Here is a 20,809-nt window from a genome sequence, read left to right as displayed (position 1 = left end):
CAGATGACACGGACTGCCGCACCTGACCGATCCCTCACGGATAGCCTCCGGGGCTTTTTCGGCGTCCCGTTCCGGGGACAGACCTACCGAAGCCTCGCGTACCTCCTGCTTTCCTTCCCGCTCGGGCTCGCGTACTTCGTCGCCGTCACCGTCGGCGTCGCCACCGGCGTCGGCCTGCTGATCACGCTCGTCGGTGTTCCGATCCTGCTGGTGACGCTGTACGGCGTGACGCTGATCGCTGGCTTCGAGGCGTCGCTGGCGCGTCACCTGCTGGGGATGGACGTCCCGGCCCCCGAATGCCTCCAGCGGGGAGACGCCGCCGACGGGTGGGATCCGGGGTCCATCCTGGCCTGGGCGCGGACCGTCGTGACCGCACCCACGACCTGGACGGCACTGGTCCTCGTCGGCGTGAAGTTCGTGTTCGGACTGACGGCGTTCGCCGTCCTCTCCGCCGCGGCGACGGTCTCGCTCGTCTTGCTGGCCGCACCGATCGCAGTCCTCACCGACGTGCCACTGCAGGTGGCGTCGGCGACCGACGGACTCACTGTGGGCATCGTCTCCAGGGGGCAACCGCTCTGGGTGGCCGAAACCCTCCCGGAAGCCGCGGCGCTGGCCGTCGTCGGCGCGTTCGCGACGCTCCTCACCCTCCACCTCGTCAACGGCCTCGCCACGTTCGGTGGCGTCTCCACGGCCGCGTTGCTGGACGTCGACGGCTCCGACGGAACACCGGCGTAGCGACGACCCGGCTCTCCGGCCGAACCCGAAGCCCCCACAGTTGCCTGGTCGTCACCAGTCGGTCACGCACCCCTAGCTTTATTACCTCGTCAACTGACGAATTGTGTGTGGTTTACGAGACCGGCAATCGGACGATCGACGACGCCGTCGAACGAGTGCTGGCGGGCGAGCGACTCGACCGCAGAGACGGACTCGCCCTGCTGGCACAGCCGGTCGAGGAACTCGCGGCCGGGGCCGACTACGTGCGCTCACAGTTGGGCGACGACACGGTCGACGCCTGTTCCATCGTGAACGCGAAAGCGGGCAACTGCGCGGAGGACTGTGGATTCTGTGCGCAGTCGGTCCACTTCGACACCGGCATCGAGACCTACGGTTTTCTCGACCCCGAAGAGATCCTCGACGCGGCCAAACGCGCAGAACGCGACGGTGCACAGCGGTTCGGCATCGTCGTCGCGGAGAAGGGCGTCTCCAAGGAGAACCGGCCCGACGAGTGGCAGGAGGTGCTGCGTGCGATCCGGCTGGTGCGGGACGAGACCGACGTGGAAGTCGACGCCAGCCTCGGCATCCTCACCCGCGAGGAGGCCGAAATCCTCGCCGACGAGGGGATCAATCACTACAATCACAACGTCGAGACCTCGCCGAACTTCTTCCCGGAGATCGTCGACACCCACTCCTTCGAGGACCGGGTGGAGACGCTGGAACTCGCCAAGGACGTGGGCATGGACCTCTGTGCCGGCGTCATCCTCGGGATGGGTGAGTCGCCCACGGACCGTGTCGACGCGGCCATCGCGCTCCAGGACGTCGGCGTGTCCTCGCTCCCCGTCAACATCCTCAACCCCGTCGCGGGGACGGCACTCGGGGAGAAACTGGGCGACTCGGCCGCGATCGGCACCGAAGAGATCATCGCGACCATCGCGGTCTACCGTCTACTCCACCCCAACGCGAGAGTGCGGCTGACGGGCGGGCGCGAGGTCAACCTCGACAAGGACGAACAGCACCTGCCGTTCGAGGCGGGTGCGGACGGCATCCTGACCGGCGATTACCTCACGACCGGCGGGCAGTCGCCCGGCGACGACATCGAAGTCATGGAGGAAGCCGGGATGGAGCCGAACATGGCGGCCAACGAGTTCGACAAAGAGGCCGTGAAGGCCCGCGCGGACGCGGACGGTGATGCCGGCACCGCCGACGCGGAGACAGCTGCGGGCACGGCGACGAGCAACGCGGAACTCGACGACTAGCGGGAGGTCGACCATCGGGAGACCGCCGGACGAGCGAACGGTGTCTCCAGACGCCGTAAGTCTGCGGATGCGGACACAGCTACGACACATGGACGAAGTCAACTTCGCGGTACTGGGATGCGGTGGCATCGGCCGACGAACGCTCGAAGTTTCGACGGACAAGGAACACCTCACACCGGTCGCGGCGTGTGATCGCAACGGCGTCGCCGTCGATCACACGGGTCTCGACGTGGACGAACTGCTCGCGGCGACGGAAGGGAACATCGCGAGCGATGGCGGCACTGCGGCAGCGAGTAACTCAGGTGCGGACTCCGGCGGCGTCAAGCAGACCGGCGAGAACGCTGGCGTCGCGGCCTCGGTCCAGGCCGACCCGACCGAGACGCCGATCGAGGACGTCGTCGAAGCCAGCGACGACGTCGACGCCGTCCTGATCGCGCTACCGAACTTCGAGCACGACTTCATTCCGCGGGTGGCTGATCGCTTCGCCGCGGCGGGCTACGAGGGCGTCCTCGTGGACGTGCTGAAGCGCTCTCGCGTCATCGACATGCTCGACGAGCGGACCGACGAGTTCGAGGCGCAGGGCATCACGTTCGTCTGCGGTGCGGGCGCGACGCCCGGGTTCCTCACCGGTGCGGCGGCCATCGCCGCCCAGTCGTTCGTCGATGTCCACGACGTCGATATCTGGTGGGGCGTCGGCCTGAAGTCCGGTTACGAGGACAACCGCGGCACGGTGCGGGAAGACATCGCCCACCTCCCGGACTACGACATCGACGACGCCCGGGAGATGAGCGACGCGGAGATCGAAGCCGTCGTCGACGAGCACGACGGCGTCATCGAGTTCGAGGATATGGAACACGCCGACGACGTCCTCCTGGAACGGGCGGGCATCTGCGACGCCGGGGACGTGACCGTCGGCGGGATTCTCGACGTGACCAGCGACGAGAAACCGACTACGACCACAGTCCGGGTCACGGGGACGACCTTCGACGGTGAGACCGGGACGAACACCTTCGAACTGGACGACGCGACGAGCATGGCGGCCAACGTCAACGGCCCGGCGCTGGGGTATCTGAAGGCCGGCGTCCGCCGGAATCGTACGGGCGAGTACGGCGTCTTCGGCCCCGCCGACCTGATGCCCGGGTTCTGATGGCCAGCGACGCCCCACTGGAGGAGCGCACGGAGGGACGTGGGACCGCGGACCGCGGATTCGATCCCGCCGACCGGCTCGCGGAACGCGAGCGGCGTGGCCTCCGTCGGGACCTCACACCCGTGGCGGACGTGGCGGCCCGGAGCCCCATCGCCGACGATCCGGGGGCGGACGAACCGGTCTTCGACGGCCCCGAACAGGTGATCTTCGCCGCGAACGACTACCTGGGGCTGGCCGACGACGAGCGCGTCCAGCGGGCTGCAGCCGAGACCGCACGGGAAGTCGGAACTGGCGCGGGTGCGAGCCGTCTCGTGACCGGCGATACGCCGGCCCACCGTGCGCTGGAGCGGGACCTGGCGGCCGTGAAGAACGCCCAGCGCGCCCTGGCGTTCTCGTCGGGGTACGCCACGAACGTCGGCGTGATCTCGGCGCTCTCGCCCGACGTGGTGTTCTCCGACGAACTCAACCACGCGAGCATCGTCGACGGGTGTCGGCAGGCCGGCGCGGAGACGGTGGTGTACGATCACTGCGACCCGTCGGACCTGCAGGCGAGGATGGACGAACGGGCCCGCGCGACCCGGGCGGGGACCGACGAGTCCTGGCTCGTCCTCACGGATTCGGTGTTCAGTATGGACGGCGACGTGGCTCCGCTCGAAACGATCTGTGACGTGGTCGAGTCCTTCGGTGCGTGGCTGATGGTCGACGAGGCCCACGCCACCGGGCTCTACGAGGGTGGCGGCGGGATCGTCCAGCGCGAGGGACTCTCGGATCGCGTCCACGTCCAGATGGGGACGCTCTCGAAGGCACTCGGGAGTCAGGGTGGCTACGTCGCGGGGAGCGAGTCTCTGATCGAACACCTGCTCAACGCCGCACGGTCGTTCGTCTTCTCGACCGGCCTGGCCCCGCCCGCCGCTGGCGCGGCCCGGGAAGCGCTGCGAATCGCCCGGGAGGACGACGCCCACCGCGAGCGACTGTGGGAGAACGTCGCCCGTCTTCGGGACGGCCTCGACGCCGCTGGCTACGAAGTCTGGGGCGAGACGCAGATCCTCCCGGTCGTCGTCGGTGACCGCAAGGACGCCATGGCGCTGGACGACCGGCTGCGCGAACACGACGTCGTCGCGCCCGGCATCCGACCGCCGACGGTCCCGGAGGGGACGAGCCGCATCCGCGTCGCACCGATGGCGACCCACACCGAGGACGAGATCGACCGCTGTCTCGCGGCGTTTCGCGAGGCCGGGCGGGAGCTGGATCTGGTATGAGCGACGGATTCGACGACCCCACCGACTTCGCCGTCGTCGGCACGGACACCGGCGTCGGGAAGACCATCGTCACCGCGGGGCTGGTCGGCTGGCTCCGCGAGGCCGGCGTCGACGCCCGCGCAGTGAAACCCTCCCAGACCGGCCATCCGCCGGACGACGACGCCGACTTCGTGGTCCGGGCCTGTGGCGACGACGAGGCCGCGACCTGTCTCCGGCGACTGGAGCCGGCACTCGCGCCCGCCGTCGCCGCGGAGCGTGCCGACGTGGACCTGTCCTACGAGTCGATCCTGTCGGGGTGTCGGGATGCGATGGCCGACGCCGAGGTCGGCGTGGTCGAGGGGATCGGCGGGCTTCGCGTCCCGCTCGCGGACGGACGGGAGGTAGTCGACCTCGTGGCCGACCTCGACGTACCAGCGCTCGTGGTCGCTCGCTCCGGACTCGGGACGCTCAACCACACGGCCCTCACTGTCGAGGCGCTGCGAGCGCGAGACGTCCCGGTGAGCGGTGTCGTCCTCAACGAGTACGACGGCGCCTCGACGGCGGAACGGACCAATCCCGACGTGTTACACGAGATGTTGGACGTGTCAGTAGAACAACTTCCGTCACTGACTATCGATTCGCCGACGGTCGCAGTCGACGGCATCAGTGAGCACGTAGCACGGTCCGTGGTTCCGACGAAATCTCGCCTCTAGATCCCGACGGCGTAGAATACAGGGAAACCAGGGGGCGTGTGCCCCCGGCGTGTGACACTACGGAGCCAATTGGCTCCACACCTCGATATGGCGTGAATCTGTATAAACCTACAGTCTTTATCTTTCGCTTACAAGAGTCGGAAAACTACGCGTCGGTGTGAGTCACTCGCCGAGGGCCAGCAGTGCGTCCAGATCGACGGCGTCGGCCAGCAGGTCGCCCATTCGCTCGACGGTCCCGGGATCTCGGGTGCGGCCGCTCCGGACGACCGATTCGGCGCGGTCGATCGTCGTCCGGGTGTCGCCCTGGACGAGCAGGATGGGTTTGCCCGCTTCCTCGGCCCGGCCGACGACCGCGCCGCTGGGTCGGTGGCCTCCGGTGAGCAGGAGGCACTTGACGCCGGGCGCGCCCAGCGCGGCCGTCTGGATGTCCGACCGATCGCCGCCCGTGATGACCGCCGCCTCGCGTGCGCGACGGAAGCCCGAGAGCGCGGCGTCTCGCCCCATCGCACCGACGAGGAACCGCTCGACGTAGGCGTCGGTCGGCGCGTCGCTGGTCAGTAGGTCGGCACCCAGTTCCGCGGCGAGTTCGCCGACCGTGACGCCCGAGAGTTCCTGCACCTGTGGAATCGCACCGTAGACGGTGACGCCACGCTCCCGGAGGAACGGGATCACGTCCTCGGTGAGTTCGTCGAACTCGTCGTCGGAGACGCCGTTGAACAGGACGCCGCCCAGTCGGTCGCCGAAGGCGTCGGCCGCCGCCAGCACGTCGTCGAGGTCCGCGGGCTCGTCGTAGTTCGCGATCAGTAGAACACGGGCGTCGAGCAGGTCCGCCAGGTCCGGGTCGGTCAGGTCGATGATGCCGCCGGTGGTGTACTCGCCGGCCCCTTCGATGACGACCGCGTCTTTCCCGTCGGCGATCCGCTCGTAGTTATCGGTGACGCTCTCGTGGAGCGCGTCGAGGTCCTCGCGGCCACGGACGGCCTCCTGGACGAAGGTCGGCGAGTAGACGATGGGCTCCATCTCGTGCATCTGCTCGTCCAAGTCGAGGATCTCGCGGGCCAGCATCGGGTCCTGGTCGAGGGTCTTCCCGACGGCGCTTTGCAGACGGGTCCCCTTCGGTTTCATGTAGCCGACCGACTTGCCCCCGTCGGCGGCGTGGCGGGCCAGCGCGAGCGCGACGGCCGTCTTGCCTGTACTTGCCTCGGTCGAACTGACGAGTATCGGGTTCATAGCTTCTCCTGGTCGATAGTGAGTCGCACGTCGACCGCCGAGACGCCGGACGGCGTCGCGACGAGCGGGTTGATGTCCAGTTCCAGTATCGCGGGGAAGTCCGTCACTAGCTGTGAGAGGCGCTGGATTGTCTCGACGACGCCGGCCTCGTCGACCGGCTCGCGGCCCCGCGCCCCCCGCAACAGCGGCGCGGACTCGATGTCGTCGATCATCGACTCCGCCTCGGGTTCGCTGACCGGCGCGACCTTTACCGTCGTGTCTTCCAGCACTTCCACGAAGATACCGCCCAGCCCGAACAGCACCAGCGGCCCGAACTGCGGATCGCGGTTCATCCCGACGATGGTCTCCGTCGCGGCGTCCAGATCGAGCATCTCCTGGATCTGGACGCCCAGAATCGTCGCGTCGGACTGGTAGTTGCGCGCCCGCGTGACCAGATCCTCGTAGGTGTCGGCCACGTCCTCGGCCGGGACGCCGACCTCGACGCCCCCGATGTCGGACTTGTGGAGGATGTCCGGGCTGACGATCTTCATCACGACACCGTCGCCGTCGTCGATCCGCTCGGCGGCTTCGCGGGCCTCGCTCGTCCCGTCGACGATCTCGCCCTTGGGGATCGGGATGCCGTATGCCGACAGCAGGTCCATCGCCTCGACGCCGAGGCTGTTGGTGTCGCGGCGCTTCGCGGCTTCGAGAACCGCGCGGGCGCGCTCGCGGTCCACGTCGAACTCCGTGGGTTCGGCGTACTCCCGGGCCTGTATCTCGCGGAACTCCCTGAGCGCGTCGAGACTCCTGACGGCCCGGGCCGGATCGAAGTACGTCGGGATGCCGGCCTCCGAGAGAGTGGCCTGGGCCTCGCGCGTCGAATCCCCGCCCATCAGCGACGCCGCGACGGGCGTCTCGTACTCGGCCTGCAACTCGACGGTCGCCTCGGCCAGGTCCTCGAACGCCAGGGTGGCCGTCGGGCAGGCCATCACGATGGCCGCACCGACGTTCGGGTCCGCCAGCGTGATACGAATGGCCTCGCTGAAGCGATCCACGTCCGCGTCCCCGATCACGTCGACGGGGTTGTACACGTTGGCGCCCGCGGGCAGGGCCTCGGTCAGTGCGTCGATGGTATCGTCCGAGAACGAGGCCAGGTCGAGGTCGGAGTCGCCGATGGCGTCGGTCGTCATCACGCCCGGGCCTCCGGCGTTGGTGACGATGGCGACCCCGTCGCCCTCGGGGAGCGGTTGCCCCGAGAGGATGCCGGCGTAGTCGAACAGTTCCTGGACCGTCTCCACGCGGAGGACGCCGGCCTGTTCGAGCCCGGCCTCGTAGGCGCGTTCGCTGCCGGCCATCGTCCCGGTGTGGGAGGCCGCGGCCGAGGCCCCTGCCTCGGTACGACCGGACTTGACCATCAGGATCGGCGTGTCCTGAGTCACTTCGCGGGCCGTCCGGATGAACTGCCCGCCGTTCTCGATACCTTCGAGGTAGGCCAGGATCACGTCCGTCTCGGGGTCTTCACCCCACTCGGCGACGAAGTGGCGCTCGTCTAGCACCGCCTTGTTGCCCAGCGAGACGATGTCTTTGAAGCCCACGTCACGGTCGTTGGCCCAGTCCAGCACCGCGGTGACGAACGCGCCGGACTGGCTCATGAACGAGATCGGGCCAGGTTGGGCGTTCTCGGGGCCGAACGTCGCGTTCATCCCGACGCCGGTGCTCATGATCCCCAAACTGTTGGGCCCGACGACGTTGAGGTCGTACTCGTCGGCGACCTCCCGGAGGCGGCGTTCGCGGCTCGCGCCGTCACTGCCGGCCTCGCTGAACCCGGCCGTGATGACGACCACGTTCTCGATCCCCGCTTCGCCACAGCTCGCCACCACGTCCACGGCGATGGATGCCGGCACCACTACCACGGCCACGTCGACCGTCCCCGGTACCGAGCCCACGTCCTCGTAACAGGGCAGTCCGAGGACGGACTCGGCGTTGGGATTGACGGGGACCACCTCGCCGTCGAAGTCGGCGGCGAGGTTCGACGTGATGGCGCGGCCGACTGATCCCTCGCTTTCGGTCGCGCCGACGACCGCTACCCGGTCGGGCGCGAACATCGTAGCTAGCTCGCCCATCGTTCGCGGGTTCGCCACCGCGACGGATATAGTTCGGGAAACCGGCCAGCCTGCCCCCCCGATGCCGGGACGGTGGACGCTCAGCGCTCGACTAACCGCGTCTCGCCGGCCGTCACTTTCTGCCCTTTCTCGACAGAGAGGTCGTCGCGAGTCACACCCTCCGGCATGATCACGTCCACCCGACTGGAGAAGGAGATGTGGCCGATGCGCTGGCCGCGCTCGACACTCTCGCCCGGCTCTACGTAGGGGTGGATGCGCCGCGCGATCGCACCGGCGATCAGGACGAGCGTGTAGTCCTCGAACTCGACGTGGACCTTCTCGTTGCGGTCCGACTCCTTGGTGAACGCCGGCCAGTGTTTGCCCGGCGAGTGAGTCACGGCCTCGACGGTCCCCGACAGCGGCGCGCGGTTGACGTGCACGTCGGTCAGATTCATGAACACGCCGAGACGGAGCCGGCCGTCCTCCTCGCGGACGACCGAAACTCGTCCGTCGGCGGGTGCGAGGAGCCCGTCCGCCGGTGGACTCCGGTCCGGATCGCGGTGGAACCCCAGGGCGGCACCGCTAGAGAGGAAGGCGACGGCCGCGCCGGCCAGCGAGAACGGCAACAGAAAGAGCCCGACGAGCGCGGGAGGGGCCGCGTACCGCCAGGATCCGCGGGCGAAACGAGCGCACATACCTCTCCGTTCGGTCCCGAGGGAATGAACCTATCGGACCGGGGCCTCGGCGGCGACGGTGTTTTTGTCCCTGCCGGTCCTCGTTGGAACGATGACCGAGGACACGCTCGCTCCGTTCGACGACGACCTGCTCGGAACGGTCGCCGGCCGGCACGACCTCGACGAACCGGCCCTCCGGGACCTCCTGGCCCGGCACCAGCGACAGGTCCGCGACAATCCCGGCGTCGAGGACATCGTCTACGAGTGGCGGTCGCAGTTTCACGAACAGCCGATCCTCCAGCGGACCGACGACACCTACTACCTCCGGCTGCGAGCCCACGTCTGGGACGAGTTCGCCGACGCGCTCGACATCTCCGAAGCGGACCTCCACGCACTCCTCGACGCCCACGAAGAACAGTGCCGACGTGAAACCGGCGCCAGTATCGGCGACGGCGAACGGGCGATGGTCCTGAGCCGCCCCTGAGCGACGCCCCGAAATTTCGGCTCCCCAAAATCAGTTTTTGGCTTGCGAAAAATTGTTTTCCGAACCCAAAGTTTATGATACCGCGGGACCACCATCTAGACGAAATGAGTACCGAGAAAACCGTCCGGAAAGAGTTCGGTGAAGTAGAGGAGAACGCACTGCGGCTCGATCAGGAGAAGGCGGAACAGATCGTCGAGGCGCTCAACGACGACCTCGCGGACACCTACGTCCTCTACCACCAGCTGCGCAAGCACCACTGGAACGTCGAGGGGGCAGAGTTCCGCGACCTCCACATCTTCCTCGGTGAGGCCGCCGAGAACGCCGAGGCCGCCGCCGACCAGATCGCCGAACGGCTCCAAGCCATCGGCGGTACGCCCGTCGCGAGCATGCCGAACCTCTCGGAGCGGGCCGGCGTCCCCCACGAGGACGGCGACGTGTACCCGATCCGCACCTCCCTGAAGAACGATCTGGAGATCTACGGCGACGTCATCGAGAGCCTCCGGGAACACATCGAACTCGCGACCGAACTCGGCGACCACGCCACCGCCGAGATCCTGCGTGAGATCCTCGTCGAAACCGAGGACGACGCTCACCACCTCGACCACTACCTCGAGGACGACACGCTCGTGTTCGAGACGAGCGCAGAATAGAACTCTCGGTCGCGAGAAGCGTCCGTTCGGAACGCGCGACTCCGTATTTTACTCCCGACACTCGACGGTCAGATCCGTCGCGATCCAGCCGTCCGTGTTCCCGTCCTCGGTGAAGACGGTCCGTTCGTCGGTCGCCCGGTGGCTCTTGATCAGCGGTGCGTCGTCTTCCGGTTCGGCCGTCGGCTCGGGTTCGTCGACGGTGTCCGGCGCGTGGCTCATTGACTGAGGTTAGGTGGGCCTAAATCTAAAAGGGTTTTGGTTAGCCTAAATCGACCCAGTCGGTGGTGACCCCGTGCTCAGGGAAGTGCCAGCGCTGTCGCGGGCGCGGGTCGTCACGAACCTGGACGATCGCGTCGAACAGCGGCTCCAGCCGACGGACCAGGTCGCTGTCGTACGGTTCGGACACGTGCACGTGTCCCAGCGCGTTCACTACTCCGATTTTCTCCAGGACGGCGTCGAGGAAGACCGATTTGGCCTGGAGCGTGTCGGGCGCTACCGGGCCCAGGCAGACCCGTAACTCCGCCGGGGCCAGGCCGTGACTGTGCTCGTCGATAGCCGCCGTCACTCGATCCGCCAGCGACGACGACTGCAGGACTGCACCGGCCCGGCAGGCCGTCGCCTGCGCCGGTTGTCCCTGCACGACCGTCGCGTCCCGTGTGCAACTGGCCGTCAGACAGGAGTCCTGTGACCCCACCACGACTCGTTCCCTGTCCGACGACCCGAGCAACCGGTCACAGAGGCGCTGCTGTTCGCCCGCTGCCCCCACGACGAGGATTCCACCCCCACGGCGTTTGAGGCCCGACAGCACCCCCGGGACCTTCGCGGCCGCGGATATCGCGCTCATTGAGGATTATTTACGCGCCCAGAGACATAAGATTTGCATTGGTTTCGGCGATCGAAACACACAGTTCGTTGTCACGATCCGGCTAGCCGAACCACGATGAAGACCCGGGCTTAAGACCCGACGCTCCGTACGGGTCGTATGAGCGATTCGGCCAGCGACGAGGACCTCGCGCGCCTCACGGCGGACCTCGCACGGTCGCTACGGGACCTGCAGCGTGAACTCGAACCCGGGGAGCGACGGCGGCTCCGCCCGCCCTCCCCGCGGGAACTCCTGCAGTTCACCGACGAAGTGGCGATTCCGGCGGCGATCCTCGTCCTCGAGACGAACGTCCGGGCTCTCCGACTGCTCCAGCGAGCGATCCGGCTCGCCGATCCGGAGCGGAGCCTGACAGACGGGCGCGACACACCCGTCCGCGACCGGGCGGTCCAGCTCAGTCAGACCACCGTCCGGAAGCTGGACGACGTGCTGGCGGACGTCCAGGACGCCATCGAGGGTCGCCCCACCGACGACGAGGCGGAGCGCGTCCTCGCGGAGGCGCGGTCACTGCGCGACGAGATCGACGACCGTCTCGCCGCAGAGACGGAGTCACGCGACCCCGGCGCGGACGCCGAGGCCGGTGGGCCGGTACCCGTCGACGTCGACGCCGAACTCCAGTCGATCAAAGACGACCTCGACGGGGACGACGACTCCAGCTCGGCCTGACGCCACCGTCACGGACCACGGGACTGCCGGCACCGCCCCGTCCCGTGAGTAACAGTGTCAACGAAGCCTAACATAGCAGGTTTTATTTATTTCATGGCCAAATCCCGTAGTACAAATGACCGGTAACGGGAGCACCGCTGGGACATGGGTCGAACTGTTCGCTCGGTCCTCGCTGCCCGAGGTCGCGTCGCGGCGACGTGACGAGGTGGCGGGACGGCTCAAGCAACTCGCCGAGGACGGCTACGTCGGCGACGTGGCGATCCGTACCTGGAACAAGAAAGTGCCGCTGTCGGGGGACCACGACGAACTCGGCGAGTACGAGCGATTCCGTGACTGGGCCGACGAAACGGGCGTCGCGCTCGAACCGTTCTTCGATACCCGGTCCTGTTACTCGATGGAATCCGGCGAGCGGGGCGAGTGGCTCGTCCTCCCCGCGCTCTGTCTCGCCGTCTACCGCGACGGCGACCTCGACGCCGTCTACCCTCACTCGACCAACGACGGCTCCCGGTCCGTCCTCGACTGTATCCGCGCCATCGAAGCCGCTCCGGGTCGCGTCACCCAGCCACTCGAGTCCGAGGAGACCGAACAGGTCGACCTCGCCGAAATCTCCGACTGACACCGGACGTTTTGCCCGCGGTCGTCCCACCGACAACTGTGTGATCGTTTCCCAAACAGCTAAGCGCACCGACAGCGTGTAGGTAGCAACCATGACGCAGGTCACACGCGCGGAACTGTACCTCCGCAACGGGGTGCCGATAGCAGCCGAGACCGAGCAATCCCGAGTGCTCGGTCGCCTGCAGGCGCTGGCAGCGGCAGGCATCATCCGGGACCTGCAGGTCCAGCGCTGGCCCCACCGAGTGACGGTCGGGGACACCCAGGCCCGTCGGGAGTTCGCTCTCTGCCGGGAGTTCGAGGGTTGGGCCGACGCCCACGGCGTCGAACTCGCCCCCGCGTTCGAGCGCCACGACTGCTACAACAGCTTCACCGATAGCCGCTACAGGACCGCCGTCCTCCCGGTGGTCTGTCTGGCCCTGTACGACGACGACGATCTCGTCGCACTCTTCCCACACTCCTGTGACACCGGGATCAGAACGGTCCTCGACGGGATCTCCATGCTCGAAGCCGGAAGTGGACTGGTGGCCGGGCAGTCTCGCCCCTGGAGCCAGCCACGACAGGCGAGCGCGGACCGACCCCACCCCTGAGACACCGTCCGGGTTCGATTGAGCCGAGCTACTCCGACAGCGGCTTCACTGGGAAAGCTGGAACCTCCGATTCCGACTGTCGGTTCGGACAGAGCCCTCACTGAGACAGTCGGAATCGGTACCCGTCCCACTCCTGATCCGCGTCGGCGGGCTTGAGCCCGACGCCCGGCTCTCGCAGTTCTTCCGCGTACACCGGTTCCACCTCGTCACCGGTCTCGACGTCGGCGTTGTCCGCGATCTGACCCAGCGCGCGTACCGGCGTTCCCTCCACGTCGAACTCGACGAAGGCCAGGACGTTCGGCTCACGGACGCCCGGTGGCGTCGCGGTACTCTCCGTCCAGGTGACGACCTCGCCAGTGCGGTCGCTCAGGTCGATCGTTTCGACCGGTTCCTCGCCACACTCCGGACAGCGGGGGTGCGTGGGGTACTTCACGTGACCGTTCGGACAGCGGATGGCGTCCATCGACATTATCGTGCCTCCATGATCGTGGTGATGACGCAGTTCCCGAAGCCACCGACGTTGCAGGCCAACCCCGTCTCGGCGTCGACCTGCCGCTCGCCGGCTTCACCGACCAGTTGCTCGTAGATTTCGTAGCCCTGTGCGACGCCGCTGGCACCCAGCGGATGGCCCTTCGACTTCAGGCCACCGGAGGTGTTGATCGGGCGGTCGCCGTCGATGGCCGTGCGGCCCTCCTCGACGTGTTTCCAGGCCTCACCCTTCCCCGCGAAGTCCAGTCCCTCCATCTGGAGGAATTCGAGGATGGTGAACATGTCGTGGAGTTCGGCCACGTCGACGTCCTCGGGGCCGATTCCGGCCATGTCGTAGGCCTCCGCTCCGGAGTCGACGACGCCGCCCATCGTCGTCGGGTCCTCGCGCTCGTGGACGACGTGGGTGTCGGTCGCACCGCCGATGCCCGAGACGACAGCGTAGTCGTCGGCGTACTCTTCGGCCACCTCGACGGGGCAGAACATGAGCGCCGCGCTGCCGTCGGTGATCGGACAGAAGTCGTACAGCCGGAGCGGGTCGGCGATGATGGGGCTCTCCAGGGCCTTCTCCTCGGTGATCTCCTTCTGGAACTGCGCTTTCGGATTTCGGGTGCCGTTCTCGTGGTTCTTCACGGCCACCTTCGCCAGGCTCTCCCGGGGCGCGTCGAAGCGTTCGAGGTAGTGCCGCGCCGTCATCCCCGCGAAGGAGGGGAGCGTCACGCCGTGTTTGTACTCGGCAGGGTGGGTGATCGACGCGATGATGTCTGTCGCGCCGCCGGTCCCCTTGTGGGTCATCTTCTCGCCACCCACGAGCAGGGTCATGTCGCTGGCCCCGGACTTGATCGACTGCCAGGCCGCGTACATCCCCGCCCCACCGCTCGAACTGGTCTGGTCGACGCGCTGGCTGTAGGCCGGTAGCAGCCCGAGGTCGTGGGCCACGGCGTTCATGATTCCCGTCTGTCCCTCGAACTCCCCACTGGCCATGTTCGACACGTAGACGTGGTCGACCGCGTCCGGTTCGACGCCGGCGTCGGTCAGACACTCCTCGCCGGCCTCGGCGAGCAACTCCCGTATCCAGGCGTCTCGCTGGCCGAACTTCGTCATCGACCCGCCGATGATGGCAACCTCCCTGTCCATATCACCTGCAACTGCAACGGGCGGTATTGTAAATCTGGCTGAAAGCGCGGTATTCGACCGGTGTTCCCGAGTGCGAGCCACGTCTCGATGGAGTCTTGTAATTCCGTTCACAACTGGTCCCCATGACCGGGACCGTCGAGCGCATCCACGTCGCACCGACACCCGGCGCGCCGCCCGAACGCGTCGAGTCCGTCCGGGCCGTCGCCGGCGAGGGACTGGAGGGTGACCGCTACTACGAGGGCGAGGGCACCTTCGGCCGTGGTGAAGACCGCGCCATCACGCTCATCGAGGCCGAAGCACTGGCGGCCGCCGAACGCGACTACGATATCGACCTCGAACCGGGCATTCACCGCCGGAACGTCACGACGTGCGGCGTCGCGCTGAACCACCTCGTCGACACACGATTCCGCGTCGGGGACGCCGTCTGCGAGGGTGCCGAGCTGTGTGAACCCTGTTCGTATCTGGAGCAACACACCGAGGTGCCGGACGTCGAGGGAGCGCTGGTCCATCGGGGCGGCCTCCGGGCCCGTATCGTCGAGACCGGACCCGTCTCCGAGGGAGATACGGTCGGACCAGCCTCGGAGTGAGCGCGAAACTCAAGCTTCAAAGTTCCCCGGCCCCAGTTACGAGTATGAACGAACCGGGAGTCGAAGTCCTGCTCGATCAGGCGACGCTCGCGGACCGTGCGGCCGCGGGCGACCTTCCCGAGTGGGCGGTCGACCACTGGGAGAGTTTCCGGAACGGTCTGCTCGGCGAGCGCAACGGCTCGCCGTTCCCCTGCTTTTTCGGCGTCGAGTCCGTCGAGAACGGCGACCCGCTCTACGCGCTCTGTTCCTCGACGACCGACAAGGACGCGCTGTTGCGCTTCCGTGACACGCTACTGGAGTATCTCGACACGTACGAGGATCACTCCGACCAGGCGTCGCTGGTGACCTTCTTCAAGCCGCCGGAGGGCCCCCTCTCCGAGCGGGAGTATCACGAGCGGCTCTGGCACCTCCTGCAGTTTCTGCACGTCCACGACCCCGAACCGTGGCCCGAGGACGTACCGACCGATCCCGACGACCCCTACTGGGAGTTCTCCTTCGGCGGCGAGTCGATGTTCCCGACCTGTCGTGCACCGTTCTACGACACGCGAAAGAGTCGCTACTGCCCCATCGGTCTGGAGATCACTTTCCAGCCCCGGTCGCTGTTCGAGGGGATCACCCACGACACCGAGGCCGGCCAGCGCGCCCGCGAGGTCATCCAGGACCGCATCGAAGACTACGACGGCGTCTGCCCTCACGCCGACATCGGCGACTACGGCGTCGAGGGCGACCGCGAGTGGCCCCAGTACATGCTCTCCTCGGAGCCGGAGCAGGCTCCGGACGAGTGTCCCATCAACGTGACTCGCGACCACCCGAAAGCCCCCAGCACGCTCCCGGACGGCTATGCCGCCGATTGAGGAGCGGTCGGTGACGGTCGCCGACGACGCCGTGCTGATCCTCGTGGACTTCCAGGAGGGCTTCGACGATCCCGTGTGGGGCCAGCGCAACAACCCCGACGCCGAGGCGGGTGCGGCCAAACTGCTCGCCTCGTGGCGTGAAACTCGCAGACCTGTGGTCCACGTCCGCCACGACTCGACCGAGCCGGACTCGCCGCTCAGACGCGGCGAACCGGGGTTCGCCTTCGAGCCCGAACTGGCACCGGCCGACGGCGAGCGCATCGTCACGAAGCGAGTAAACGGTGCCTTCGTAGGCACTGGGCTCGACGACTGGCTCGACGAGCGCGGGGCCGACCAGCTCGTGATCGCAGGCTTGACGACGGACCACTGCGTCTCGACGACGACGCGGATGGCCGAGAACCGCGGGTACGAGGTTTTGCTGGTCGCGGACGCGACGGCCACGTTCGACCGCGAGTTCGACGGTGAGTCGATGCCGGCGGAGCAGGTGCATCGGTCGGCGCTGGCCCATATCGACGGGGAGTTCGCGACGGTCGTGACCGCGGACGCGGTGCTGTCGTCGGTCGAACTCGACTGAATCGCCGCCGAGAGCTACCCGTCGTTCGGAGCGTACTGTTTGCGGGCCACGAAGGCTATAGCGAGGGCACACGCAGGACCGGAAACAGCGGCGACCAGTACCGAACCGTCGAACAGAGACAGTTCGATTCCGACCCAGACCGCTACTGACCATGCGATCATCGCCAGCGCCTACGCCGCGGAATCCGCAGCGAAGTCGACCACGGCCTACAGCGACCGCGACGCCGCCCGCCACTCGCTGCCACGCTCGACGTTCCGCGGCCGTCGCCGGTGCGTGACACCGTTGGATCGCAGGCGTCCGTCGAGCTTCCATCCGGGCACGGTCTCGGGCTCGTCGTCCGCAGCAGCGTCGGCGGCTGCGAGCGCCCGATCCGTCCGGTGTGTCGCGATGGCCACCGCGACGGCCGCCGCTTCCCGTTCCGTCGGAACGGTCGTCTCGAACTCCAGGCTGGCGAGTAACTCGTCCAGATCGACTTCGAGGAGGTCGTCCTCGGAATCCATGTCGAATTCGGCCCGGCTCATAGCGGGATGTTGCCGTGGTCTTTGGGCGGGGTGTCCTCGCGTTTGCGTTCGAGCAGTTCCAGGTCGTCGATGAGGCGCTTGCGCGTGTTCTGTGGCTCGATCACGTCGTCGAGGTAGCCCCGCTTTGCCGGGCCGTAGGGATGGGCGAACTCCTCGCGGAAGTCGTCCATGAGTTCCTGGCGCTTTGCGTCGGGGTCGTCGGCGTTGGCGATCTCTTTGCGGTAGAGGATGTTGACCGCGCCACGGGGGCCCAGCACGGCCATCTCCGCGCCGGGCCAGGCGTAGTTCACGTCGCTCCCCAGGAACTTCGACGACATGACGATGTACGCACCGCCGTAGGCCTTCCGGACGACCACCGACATGAGCGGGACGGTCGCCTCGGCGTAGGCGTAGATTAACTTCGCGCCCCGGCGGATGATACCGTTGTGTTCCTGGTCGGTCCCCGGCATGAACCCTGGCACGTCGACCAGGGTAGCGATTGGGACGTTGAACGAGTCACAGAAGCGCACGAACCGCGCGGCCTTCTCGGAGGCGTCGATGTCGAGAGTGCCCGCGGAGACCCGGGGCTGGTTGGCGACGACGCCGACGACACGGCCGTCGAGGCGGCCGAAGCCTGTGACGACGTTGCGTGCGAAGCCGTCGTGAACCTCGAAGAACGAATCCTCGTCGACGATTCGCTCGATCACGTCGTTCATGTCGTAGGGTTTGCGCGGTTCCTCGGGCACGATGTCCACGAGGTCATCGCAGGTCCGGGTCGGATCGTCCCAGGGCTGGACCCGCGGTGGGTCCGCCATGTTGTTCTGCGGGAGGTAGGAGAGCAGTTGGCGGATGTCGTCCAGCGCCTCTTCCTCGGATCGCTCCGCGAAGTGGGCGACGCCGGATTTCGTGGCGTGGGTTTTCGCGCCACCGAGTTCTTCCTTCGAGACCTGCTCGCCCGTGACGGTCTCGATCACGTCCGGGCCCGTGATGAACATGTGGCTGGTGTCTTCGACCATGAACGTGAAGTCGGTCAGCGCGGGCGAGTAGGTCGCACCGCCGGCACACGGCCCCATGATCGCGGAGATCTGGGGGATGAGGCCGGAGGCTTCGGTGTTCCGGTTGAAGATCTTCGCGAACCCGACGAGCGAGTCGACCCCCTCCTGGATTCGTGCGCCGCCGGAGTCGTTGAGTCCGACCACCGGAACGCCGTTCTCGATGGCCTTGTCCATCACCTTGCAGATCTTGTCCGCGACCACTTCGCCGACCGAGCCGCCGAGGACGGTGAAGTCGTGGGCGAAGACGAAGAGTTTCCGGCCGTTGACCTCGCCGTAGCCAGTGACGACGGCGTCGCCGGGGAACGTCTTCTCGTCCATCCCGAACGACTGGGCGCGGTGTTCGACGAAGGCGTCGACCTCCCGGAAGGTCCCGTCGTCGAGCAGGTAGTCGACCCGTTCGCGGGCGGTCATTTTGCCCTTCTCGTGCTGGCGCTCGATCCGCGCTTCGCCGCCGCCGAGTTCGGCTTCGCGGCGGCGTTCGCGAAGTTCCTCGACGGGTGACTGCCCCTCCTGGTCGGACGCTTCCTCCTCTTGCTGGCTCATGTTACCACTCCATGCCGCCGTTGACGGCCAGGACCTGGCCGGTCATGTAACTGGAGTCCCGACTGGCGAGGAAGCGAACGATCCCGGCCACGTCGTCGACCGTCGCGAACCGGCTCAGGGGAATCCGGTCGAGGATCTTCTGCTGGACGCGCTCGGGAACCTCCTCGAGCATGTCCGTCTCGACGAATCCGGGGGCGACACAGTTGGCCGTCGAACCCGTCGAGGCCAGTTCCAGCGCCAGCGTCCGGGTGAAGCCGAAGAGGCCGGACTTCGTGGCGGCGTAGTTGGCCTGACCGTAGTTGCCCTGCTGGCCGACGACCGACGAGATGTTGACGAGTCGGCCCTCGTCGGCGGCCTTGATGTCCTCGAAGAAGGCGTTGGTCGCGTTGAAGACGCCGCCGAGGTTCACGTCCACGACCGTCTCCCAGTCGTCCTTGGTCATGTTCTCGAACTTCTTGTCGATGGTGATACCCGCGTTGTTGACCAGGACGTCGGCCGGTCCGTACAACTCCGCGACCCGGTCGGCCATCGCGTCGACTTCGTCCTGATCGGCCACGTCGGCCTGCAACGGGACGGCGTTTCCGCCCTCGGCTTCGATCTCGTCGGCGACCTCGTGCGCCGCCGCTTCCGAGGACCGATAGTTGACGACGACGTTCGCCCCGTGACTGCCCAACTCCTCCGCGATACCGCGGCCGATACCTCGTGATGCACCGGTTACCACACAGGTCTGATTTTCGAGCATGGTTAGTTATCTGCGGTGTGACCAGAATCGGGCCCGCTCTCTCACCCGCGCGCCTGTGTGGCCACACCCCTGTCTTCACGTAATCTTGCCCATGCACTGGCAAATAATAGTTCCCCTTATACTACATTAATCAAAATCGGTAGTGTATAATGTACCACTGCAGTCGATTCCCACTCGCCGGAAAAACACGACAGGTATTTTTGGGTGGCCTAAAGAGAACCGACAAGAAATGACGCAAGACGTTTGTGTTATCGTACCGACGATTCGCGAGTTCGAGTGCATGCGGACGTACTTCGAGAACGCCCGGGACCACGACTTCGACCTGGACCGACTCCACGTCGTGCTCGTCACGGAGGACTTCTGTGACACCGACGAGATGCAGGCGATGCTCGACGAGGAGGGCGTCGATGGCCGCGTCTTCGACGGGAGCGCCCGTGAGGAGTGGTTCGAAGAGCAGGGCGTCCCGGAGTACTCTCACCTGATTCCGGAAGCCAGCCACGCACAGACGAGTTTCGGCCTGCTGTACATGTGGGCCCACGACTTCGAGTACGGCTTCTTCATCGACGACGACACGCTCCCCCATCCCGACTTCGACTTCTGGGGGTCCCACTTCGAGAACCTCGCCTACGAAGGCACCATCGAGTCGGTCGGGTCGGACGAGCGTTGGGTGAACGTCCTCTACCAGAACGTCGACGAGCACGGGCTCTATCCCCGTGGGTACCCCTACAGCGCGATGGACGAGGAGGTCGAGACCGACGAGATCGAGATCGACGACGTGGTGGCCTCGCAGGGCCTCTGGACGAACGTCCCCGACCTCGACGCGGTCCGGATCCTCATGGACGGCGATCTCCAGGGCCAGGCCCAGACCCGGACTTCGACCGACGACTACGAGGGTAACTTCGTCGCCGAGCGGGGCAACTACCTCACCGTGTGTTCGATGAACCTGGCCTTCCGCCGGGAGGTCGTCCCCGCGTTCTACCAGCTCCCGATGGACGAGAACGAGTGGGACGTGGGTCGGTTCGACGACATCTGGAGCGGCCTGTTCCTCAAGCGAGCCTGTGACGTGCTGGACAAGCGGATCGTCAACGGGAACCCGCTCTGTGAACACAACAAGGCCCCGCGATCGACGTTCTCGGACCTGAACAACGAGGTTCCTGGGCTGGAGCTGAACGAACACGTCTGGGAGATCATCGACGAGGTGGGCGAGGACGCCGAGACCTACGCCGGCGTGTTCGCCGCGATGGCCGACGCCCTCGCGGAGGGCGAGTTCGACTACGAGAACGCCGCGTTCCTCAACTACTGCGGCGAGTTCATGCGGGACTGGCTCTCCTGTCTCGAACACATTCGGCCCGGCTCGGTCACGGAACACGCGCCTGCGACCGCAGACGACTAG

24 protein-coding genes are annotated in these 20,809 nt (G+C 66.7%); 14 read left to right on the top strand and 10 right to left on the bottom strand.

Features of this window, described 5'->3' with window-relative positions; all coding sequences use genetic code 11:
• The first annotated feature begins 3 nt into the window (after positions 1–3).
• The 5 genes from EAF64_RS08845 (at position 4) to bioD (ending at position 5,071) form a co-directional block, all read left to right on the top strand.
• Positions 4–735: a sensor domain-containing protein gene (locus EAF64_RS08845; protein WP_129068628.1), complete on the top strand. Its 732-nt coding sequence runs from the start codon at positions 4–6 to the stop codon at positions 733–735.
• A gap of 107 nt (positions 736–842) precedes the next feature.
• Positions 843–1,973: a biotin synthase BioB gene (bioB, locus tag EAF64_RS08840; protein WP_129068627.1), complete on the top strand. Its 1,131-nt coding sequence runs from the start codon at positions 843–845 to the stop codon at positions 1,971–1,973.
• A gap of 88 nt (positions 1,974–2,061) precedes the next feature.
• Positions 2,062–3,120, top strand: a complete 1,059-nt coding sequence (locus EAF64_RS08835; protein ID WP_129068626.1) for a transcriptional regulator — start codon at positions 2,062–2,064, stop codon at positions 3,118–3,120.
• Positions 3,120–4,379 carry an aminotransferase class I/II-fold pyridoxal phosphate-dependent enzyme gene (locus tag EAF64_RS08830; RefSeq protein ID WP_129068625.1) on the top strand — a complete coding sequence of 420 codons (1,260 nt, stop codon included), beginning with the start codon at positions 3,120–3,122 and terminating at the stop codon, positions 4,377–4,379. The genes EAF64_RS08835 and EAF64_RS08830 overlap by 1 nt, the downstream gene beginning before the upstream one ends.
• A complete protein-coding gene (bioD, locus tag EAF64_RS08825; protein ID WP_129068624.1) occupies positions 4,376–5,071 on the top strand; it encodes a dethiobiotin synthase in 696 nt (231 codons plus the stop codon). The genes EAF64_RS08830 and bioD overlap by 4 nt, the downstream gene beginning before the upstream one ends.
• A 162-nt stretch (positions 5,072–5,233) precedes the next feature.
• Here the strand turns inward: bioD and EAF64_RS08820 are convergent, their stop codons facing one another.
• The 3 genes from EAF64_RS08820 to EAF64_RS08810 form a co-directional block, all read right to left on the bottom strand.
• Positions 5,234–6,301 (bottom strand): phosphotransacetylase family protein, encoded by a 1,068-nt coding sequence (locus tag EAF64_RS08820; RefSeq protein ID WP_129068623.1) that lies wholly within the window; start codon positions 6,299–6,301, stop codon positions 5,234–5,236.
• Entirely contained in the window at positions 6,298–8,403 is a 2,106-nt protein-coding gene (gene acs, locus EAF64_RS08815) for an acetate--CoA ligase alpha subunit (RefSeq protein ID WP_129068622.1), read from the bottom strand. The genes EAF64_RS08820 and acs overlap by 4 nt, the downstream gene beginning before the upstream one ends.
• A gap of 80 nt (positions 8,404–8,483) precedes the next feature.
• On the bottom strand, positions 8,484–9,077 hold the full coding sequence (locus EAF64_RS08810; RefSeq protein WP_129068621.1) for a protein sorting system archaetidylserine decarboxylase: 594 nt from the start codon (positions 9,075–9,077) through the stop codon (positions 8,484–8,486).
• A gap of 91 nt (positions 9,078–9,168) precedes the next feature.
• Here EAF64_RS08810 and EAF64_RS08805 point away from each other — a divergent pair, with 91 nt between their 5' ends.
• Both EAF64_RS08805 and dpsA read left to right on the top strand, forming a co-directional pair.
• Positions 9,169–9,540 (top strand): hypothetical protein, encoded by a 372-nt coding sequence (locus EAF64_RS08805; protein ID WP_129068620.1) that lies wholly within the window; start codon positions 9,169–9,171, stop codon positions 9,538–9,540.
• Positions 9,541–9,644: 104 nt separating this feature from the next.
• Positions 9,645–10,190, top strand: coding sequence for a DNA starvation/stationary phase protection protein DpsA (gene dpsA, locus EAF64_RS08800; RefSeq protein ID WP_129068619.1), 546 nt, complete (start codon positions 9,645–9,647; stop codon positions 10,188–10,190).
• Between the two features lie 48 nt (positions 10,191–10,238).
• On the opposite strand, the gene EAF64_RS20930 is transcribed toward dpsA, so the two are convergent.
• Both EAF64_RS20930 and EAF64_RS08795 read right to left on the bottom strand, forming a co-directional pair.
• Entirely contained in the window at positions 10,239–10,409 is a 171-nt protein-coding gene (locus EAF64_RS20930) for a DUF7331 family protein (RefSeq protein ID WP_193767625.1), read from the bottom strand.
• Positions 10,410–10,449: 40 nt separating this feature from the next.
• On the bottom strand, positions 10,450–11,034 hold the full coding sequence (locus EAF64_RS08795; RefSeq protein ID WP_129068618.1) for a DUF7504 family protein: 585 nt from the start codon (positions 11,032–11,034) through the stop codon (positions 10,450–10,452).
• Between the two features lie 138 nt (positions 11,035–11,172).
• Here EAF64_RS08795 and EAF64_RS08790 point away from each other — a divergent pair, with 138 nt between their 5' ends.
• From EAF64_RS08790 to EAF64_RS08780, 3 genes are all read left to right on the top strand, one after another.
• Positions 11,173–11,736, top strand: a complete 564-nt coding sequence (locus EAF64_RS08790) for a DUF7547 family protein (protein WP_129068617.1) — start codon at positions 11,173–11,175, stop codon at positions 11,734–11,736.
• Between the two features lie 115 nt (positions 11,737–11,851).
• Complete coding sequence (locus tag EAF64_RS08785; protein WP_129068616.1) at positions 11,852–12,352, top strand: HTH domain-containing protein; 501 nt, start codon at positions 11,852–11,854, stop codon at positions 12,350–12,352.
• A gap of 91 nt (positions 12,353–12,443) precedes the next feature.
• Positions 12,444–12,938 (top strand): HTH domain-containing protein, encoded by a 495-nt coding sequence (locus EAF64_RS08780; protein WP_129068615.1) that lies wholly within the window; start codon positions 12,444–12,446, stop codon positions 12,936–12,938.
• Positions 12,939–13,035: 97 nt separating this feature from the next.
• On the opposite strand, the gene EAF64_RS08775 is transcribed toward EAF64_RS08780, so the two are convergent.
• Positions 13,036–13,407: a Zn-ribbon domain-containing OB-fold protein gene (locus EAF64_RS08775; protein ID WP_129068614.1), complete on the bottom strand. Its 372-nt coding sequence runs from the start codon at positions 13,405–13,407 to the stop codon at positions 13,036–13,038.
• A complete protein-coding gene (locus tag EAF64_RS08770) occupies positions 13,407–14,561 on the bottom strand; it encodes a thiolase family protein (RefSeq protein ID WP_129068613.1) in 1,155 nt (384 codons plus the stop codon). Before EAF64_RS08770 ends, EAF64_RS08775 begins: the two co-directional genes overlap by 1 nt.
• 122 nt (positions 14,562–14,683) lie before the next feature.
• On the opposite strand from EAF64_RS08770, the gene EAF64_RS08765 reads away from it, so the two are divergent.
• Genes EAF64_RS08765 through EAF64_RS08755 form a run of 3 tightly spaced genes read left to right on the top strand, consistent with a single transcriptional unit; the run spans position 14,684 to position 16,576 of the window.
• Positions 14,684–15,148 carry an MOSC domain-containing protein gene (locus tag EAF64_RS08765; RefSeq protein WP_129068612.1) on the top strand — a complete coding sequence of 155 codons (465 nt, stop codon included), beginning with the start codon at positions 14,684–14,686 and terminating at the stop codon, positions 15,146–15,148.
• Between the two features lie 44 nt (positions 15,149–15,192).
• The gene (locus tag EAF64_RS08760; protein WP_129068611.1) at positions 15,193–16,002 is read left to right on the top strand and encodes a YqcI/YcgG family protein; all 810 of its coding nucleotides are present in this window, start codon (positions 15,193–15,195) and stop codon (positions 16,000–16,002) included.
• Positions 15,989–16,576 (top strand): cysteine hydrolase family protein, encoded by a 588-nt coding sequence (locus EAF64_RS08755; protein WP_129068610.1) that lies wholly within the window; start codon positions 15,989–15,991, stop codon positions 16,574–16,576. Before EAF64_RS08760 ends, EAF64_RS08755 begins: the two co-directional genes overlap by 14 nt.
• A gap of 206 nt (positions 16,577–16,782) precedes the next feature.
• Here the strand turns inward: EAF64_RS08755 and EAF64_RS08750 are convergent, their stop codons facing one another.
• Genes EAF64_RS08750 through EAF64_RS08740 form a run of 3 tightly spaced genes read right to left on the bottom strand, consistent with a single transcriptional unit; the run spans position 16,783 to position 19,416 of the window.
• Positions 16,783–17,097: a hypothetical protein gene (locus EAF64_RS08750; protein ID WP_129068609.1), complete on the bottom strand. Its 315-nt coding sequence runs from the start codon at positions 17,095–17,097 to the stop codon at positions 16,783–16,785.
• Positions 17,094–18,674: an acyl-CoA carboxylase subunit beta gene (locus EAF64_RS08745; RefSeq protein WP_129068608.1), complete on the bottom strand. Its 1,581-nt coding sequence runs from the start codon at positions 18,672–18,674 to the stop codon at positions 17,094–17,096. Before EAF64_RS08745 ends, EAF64_RS08750 begins: the two co-directional genes overlap by 4 nt.
• A 1-nt stretch (position 18,675) precedes the next feature.
• Positions 18,676–19,416: a beta-ketoacyl-ACP reductase gene (locus EAF64_RS08740; protein WP_129068607.1), complete on the bottom strand. Its 741-nt coding sequence runs from the start codon at positions 19,414–19,416 to the stop codon at positions 18,676–18,678.
• A 229-nt stretch (positions 19,417–19,645) separates the two neighbouring features.
• On the opposite strand from EAF64_RS08740, the gene EAF64_RS08735 reads away from it, so the two are divergent.
• A complete protein-coding gene (locus tag EAF64_RS08735; RefSeq protein ID WP_129068606.1) occupies positions 19,646–20,809 on the top strand; it encodes an alpha-1 4-glucan-protein synthase in 1,164 nt (387 codons plus the stop codon).

It is taken from the genome of Halorientalis pallida, assembly GCF_004118325.1.
GTDB lineage: Archaea > Halobacteriota > Halobacteria > Halobacteriales > Haloarculaceae > Halorientalis > Halorientalis pallida.
Note: the sequence above shows the minus strand (reverse complement) of the source record. Positions and strands in the feature narration are given on the sequence as shown.

Coding starts and splice junctions, on each gene's coding strand:
- EAF64_RS08760 (WP_129068611.1), top strand. CDS start 15,193: ATGAACGAACCGGGAGTCGAAGTCCTGCTCGATCAGGCGACGCTCGCG.
- EAF64_RS08775 (WP_129068614.1), bottom strand. CDS start 13,407: ATGTCGATGGACGCCATCCGCTGTCCGAACGGTCACGTGAAGTACCCC.
- EAF64_RS08805 (WP_129068620.1), top strand. CDS start 9,169: ATGACCGAGGACACGCTCGCTCCGTTCGACGACGACCTGCTCGGAACG.
- EAF64_RS08835 (WP_129068626.1), top strand. CDS start 2,062: ATGGACGAAGTCAACTTCGCGGTACTGGGATGCGGTGGCATCGGCCGA.
- EAF64_RS08830 (WP_129068625.1), top strand. CDS start 3,120: ATGGCCAGCGACGCCCCACTGGAGGAGCGCACGGAGGGACGTGGGACC.
- EAF64_RS08745 (WP_129068608.1), bottom strand. CDS start 18,674: ATGAGCCAGCAAGAGGAGGAAGCGTCCGACCAGGAGGGGCAGTCACCC.
- EAF64_RS08740 (WP_129068607.1), bottom strand. CDS start 19,416: ATGCTCGAAAATCAGACCTGTGTGGTAACCGGTGCATCACGAGGTATC.
- EAF64_RS08780 (WP_129068615.1), top strand. CDS start 12,444: ATGACGCAGGTCACACGCGCGGAACTGTACCTCCGCAACGGGGTGCCG.
- dpsA (WP_129068619.1), top strand. CDS start 9,645: ATGAGTACCGAGAAAACCGTCCGGAAAGAGTTCGGTGAAGTAGAGGAG.
- EAF64_RS08755 (WP_129068610.1), top strand. CDS start 15,989: ATGCCGCCGATTGAGGAGCGGTCGGTGACGGTCGCCGACGACGCCGTG.
- acs (WP_129068622.1), bottom strand. CDS start 8,403: ATGGGCGAGCTAGCTACGATGTTCGCGCCCGACCGGGTAGCGGTCGTC.
- EAF64_RS08795 (WP_129068618.1), bottom strand. CDS start 11,034: ATGAGCGCGATATCCGCGGCCGCGAAGGTCCCGGGGGTGCTGTCGGGC.
- EAF64_RS08820 (WP_129068623.1), bottom strand. CDS start 6,301: ATGAACCCGATACTCGTCAGTTCGACCGAGGCAAGTACAGGCAAGACG.
- EAF64_RS08765 (WP_129068612.1), top strand. CDS start 14,684: ATGACCGGGACCGTCGAGCGCATCCACGTCGCACCGACACCCGGCGCG.
- EAF64_RS08810 (WP_129068621.1), bottom strand. CDS start 9,077: ATGTGCGCTCGTTTCGCCCGCGGATCCTGGCGGTACGCGGCCCCTCCC.
- EAF64_RS08845 (WP_129068628.1), top strand. CDS start 4: ATGACACGGACTGCCGCACCTGACCGATCCCTCACGGATAGCCTCCGG.
- EAF64_RS08790 (WP_129068617.1), top strand. CDS start 11,173: ATGAGCGATTCGGCCAGCGACGAGGACCTCGCGCGCCTCACGGCGGAC.
- EAF64_RS08735 (WP_129068606.1), top strand. CDS start 19,646: ATGACGCAAGACGTTTGTGTTATCGTACCGACGATTCGCGAGTTCGAG.
- EAF64_RS20930 (WP_193767625.1), bottom strand. CDS start 10,409: ATGAGCCACGCGCCGGACACCGTCGACGAACCCGAGCCGACGGCCGAA.
- EAF64_RS08770 (WP_129068613.1), bottom strand. CDS start 14,561: ATGGACAGGGAGGTTGCCATCATCGGCGGGTCGATGACGAAGTTCGGC.
- bioD (WP_129068624.1), top strand. CDS start 4,376: ATGAGCGACGGATTCGACGACCCCACCGACTTCGCCGTCGTCGGCACG.
- EAF64_RS08750 (WP_129068609.1), bottom strand. CDS start 17,097: ATGAGCCGGGCCGAATTCGACATGGATTCCGAGGACGACCTCCTCGAA.
- EAF64_RS08785 (WP_129068616.1), top strand. CDS start 11,852: ATGACCGGTAACGGGAGCACCGCTGGGACATGGGTCGAACTGTTCGCT.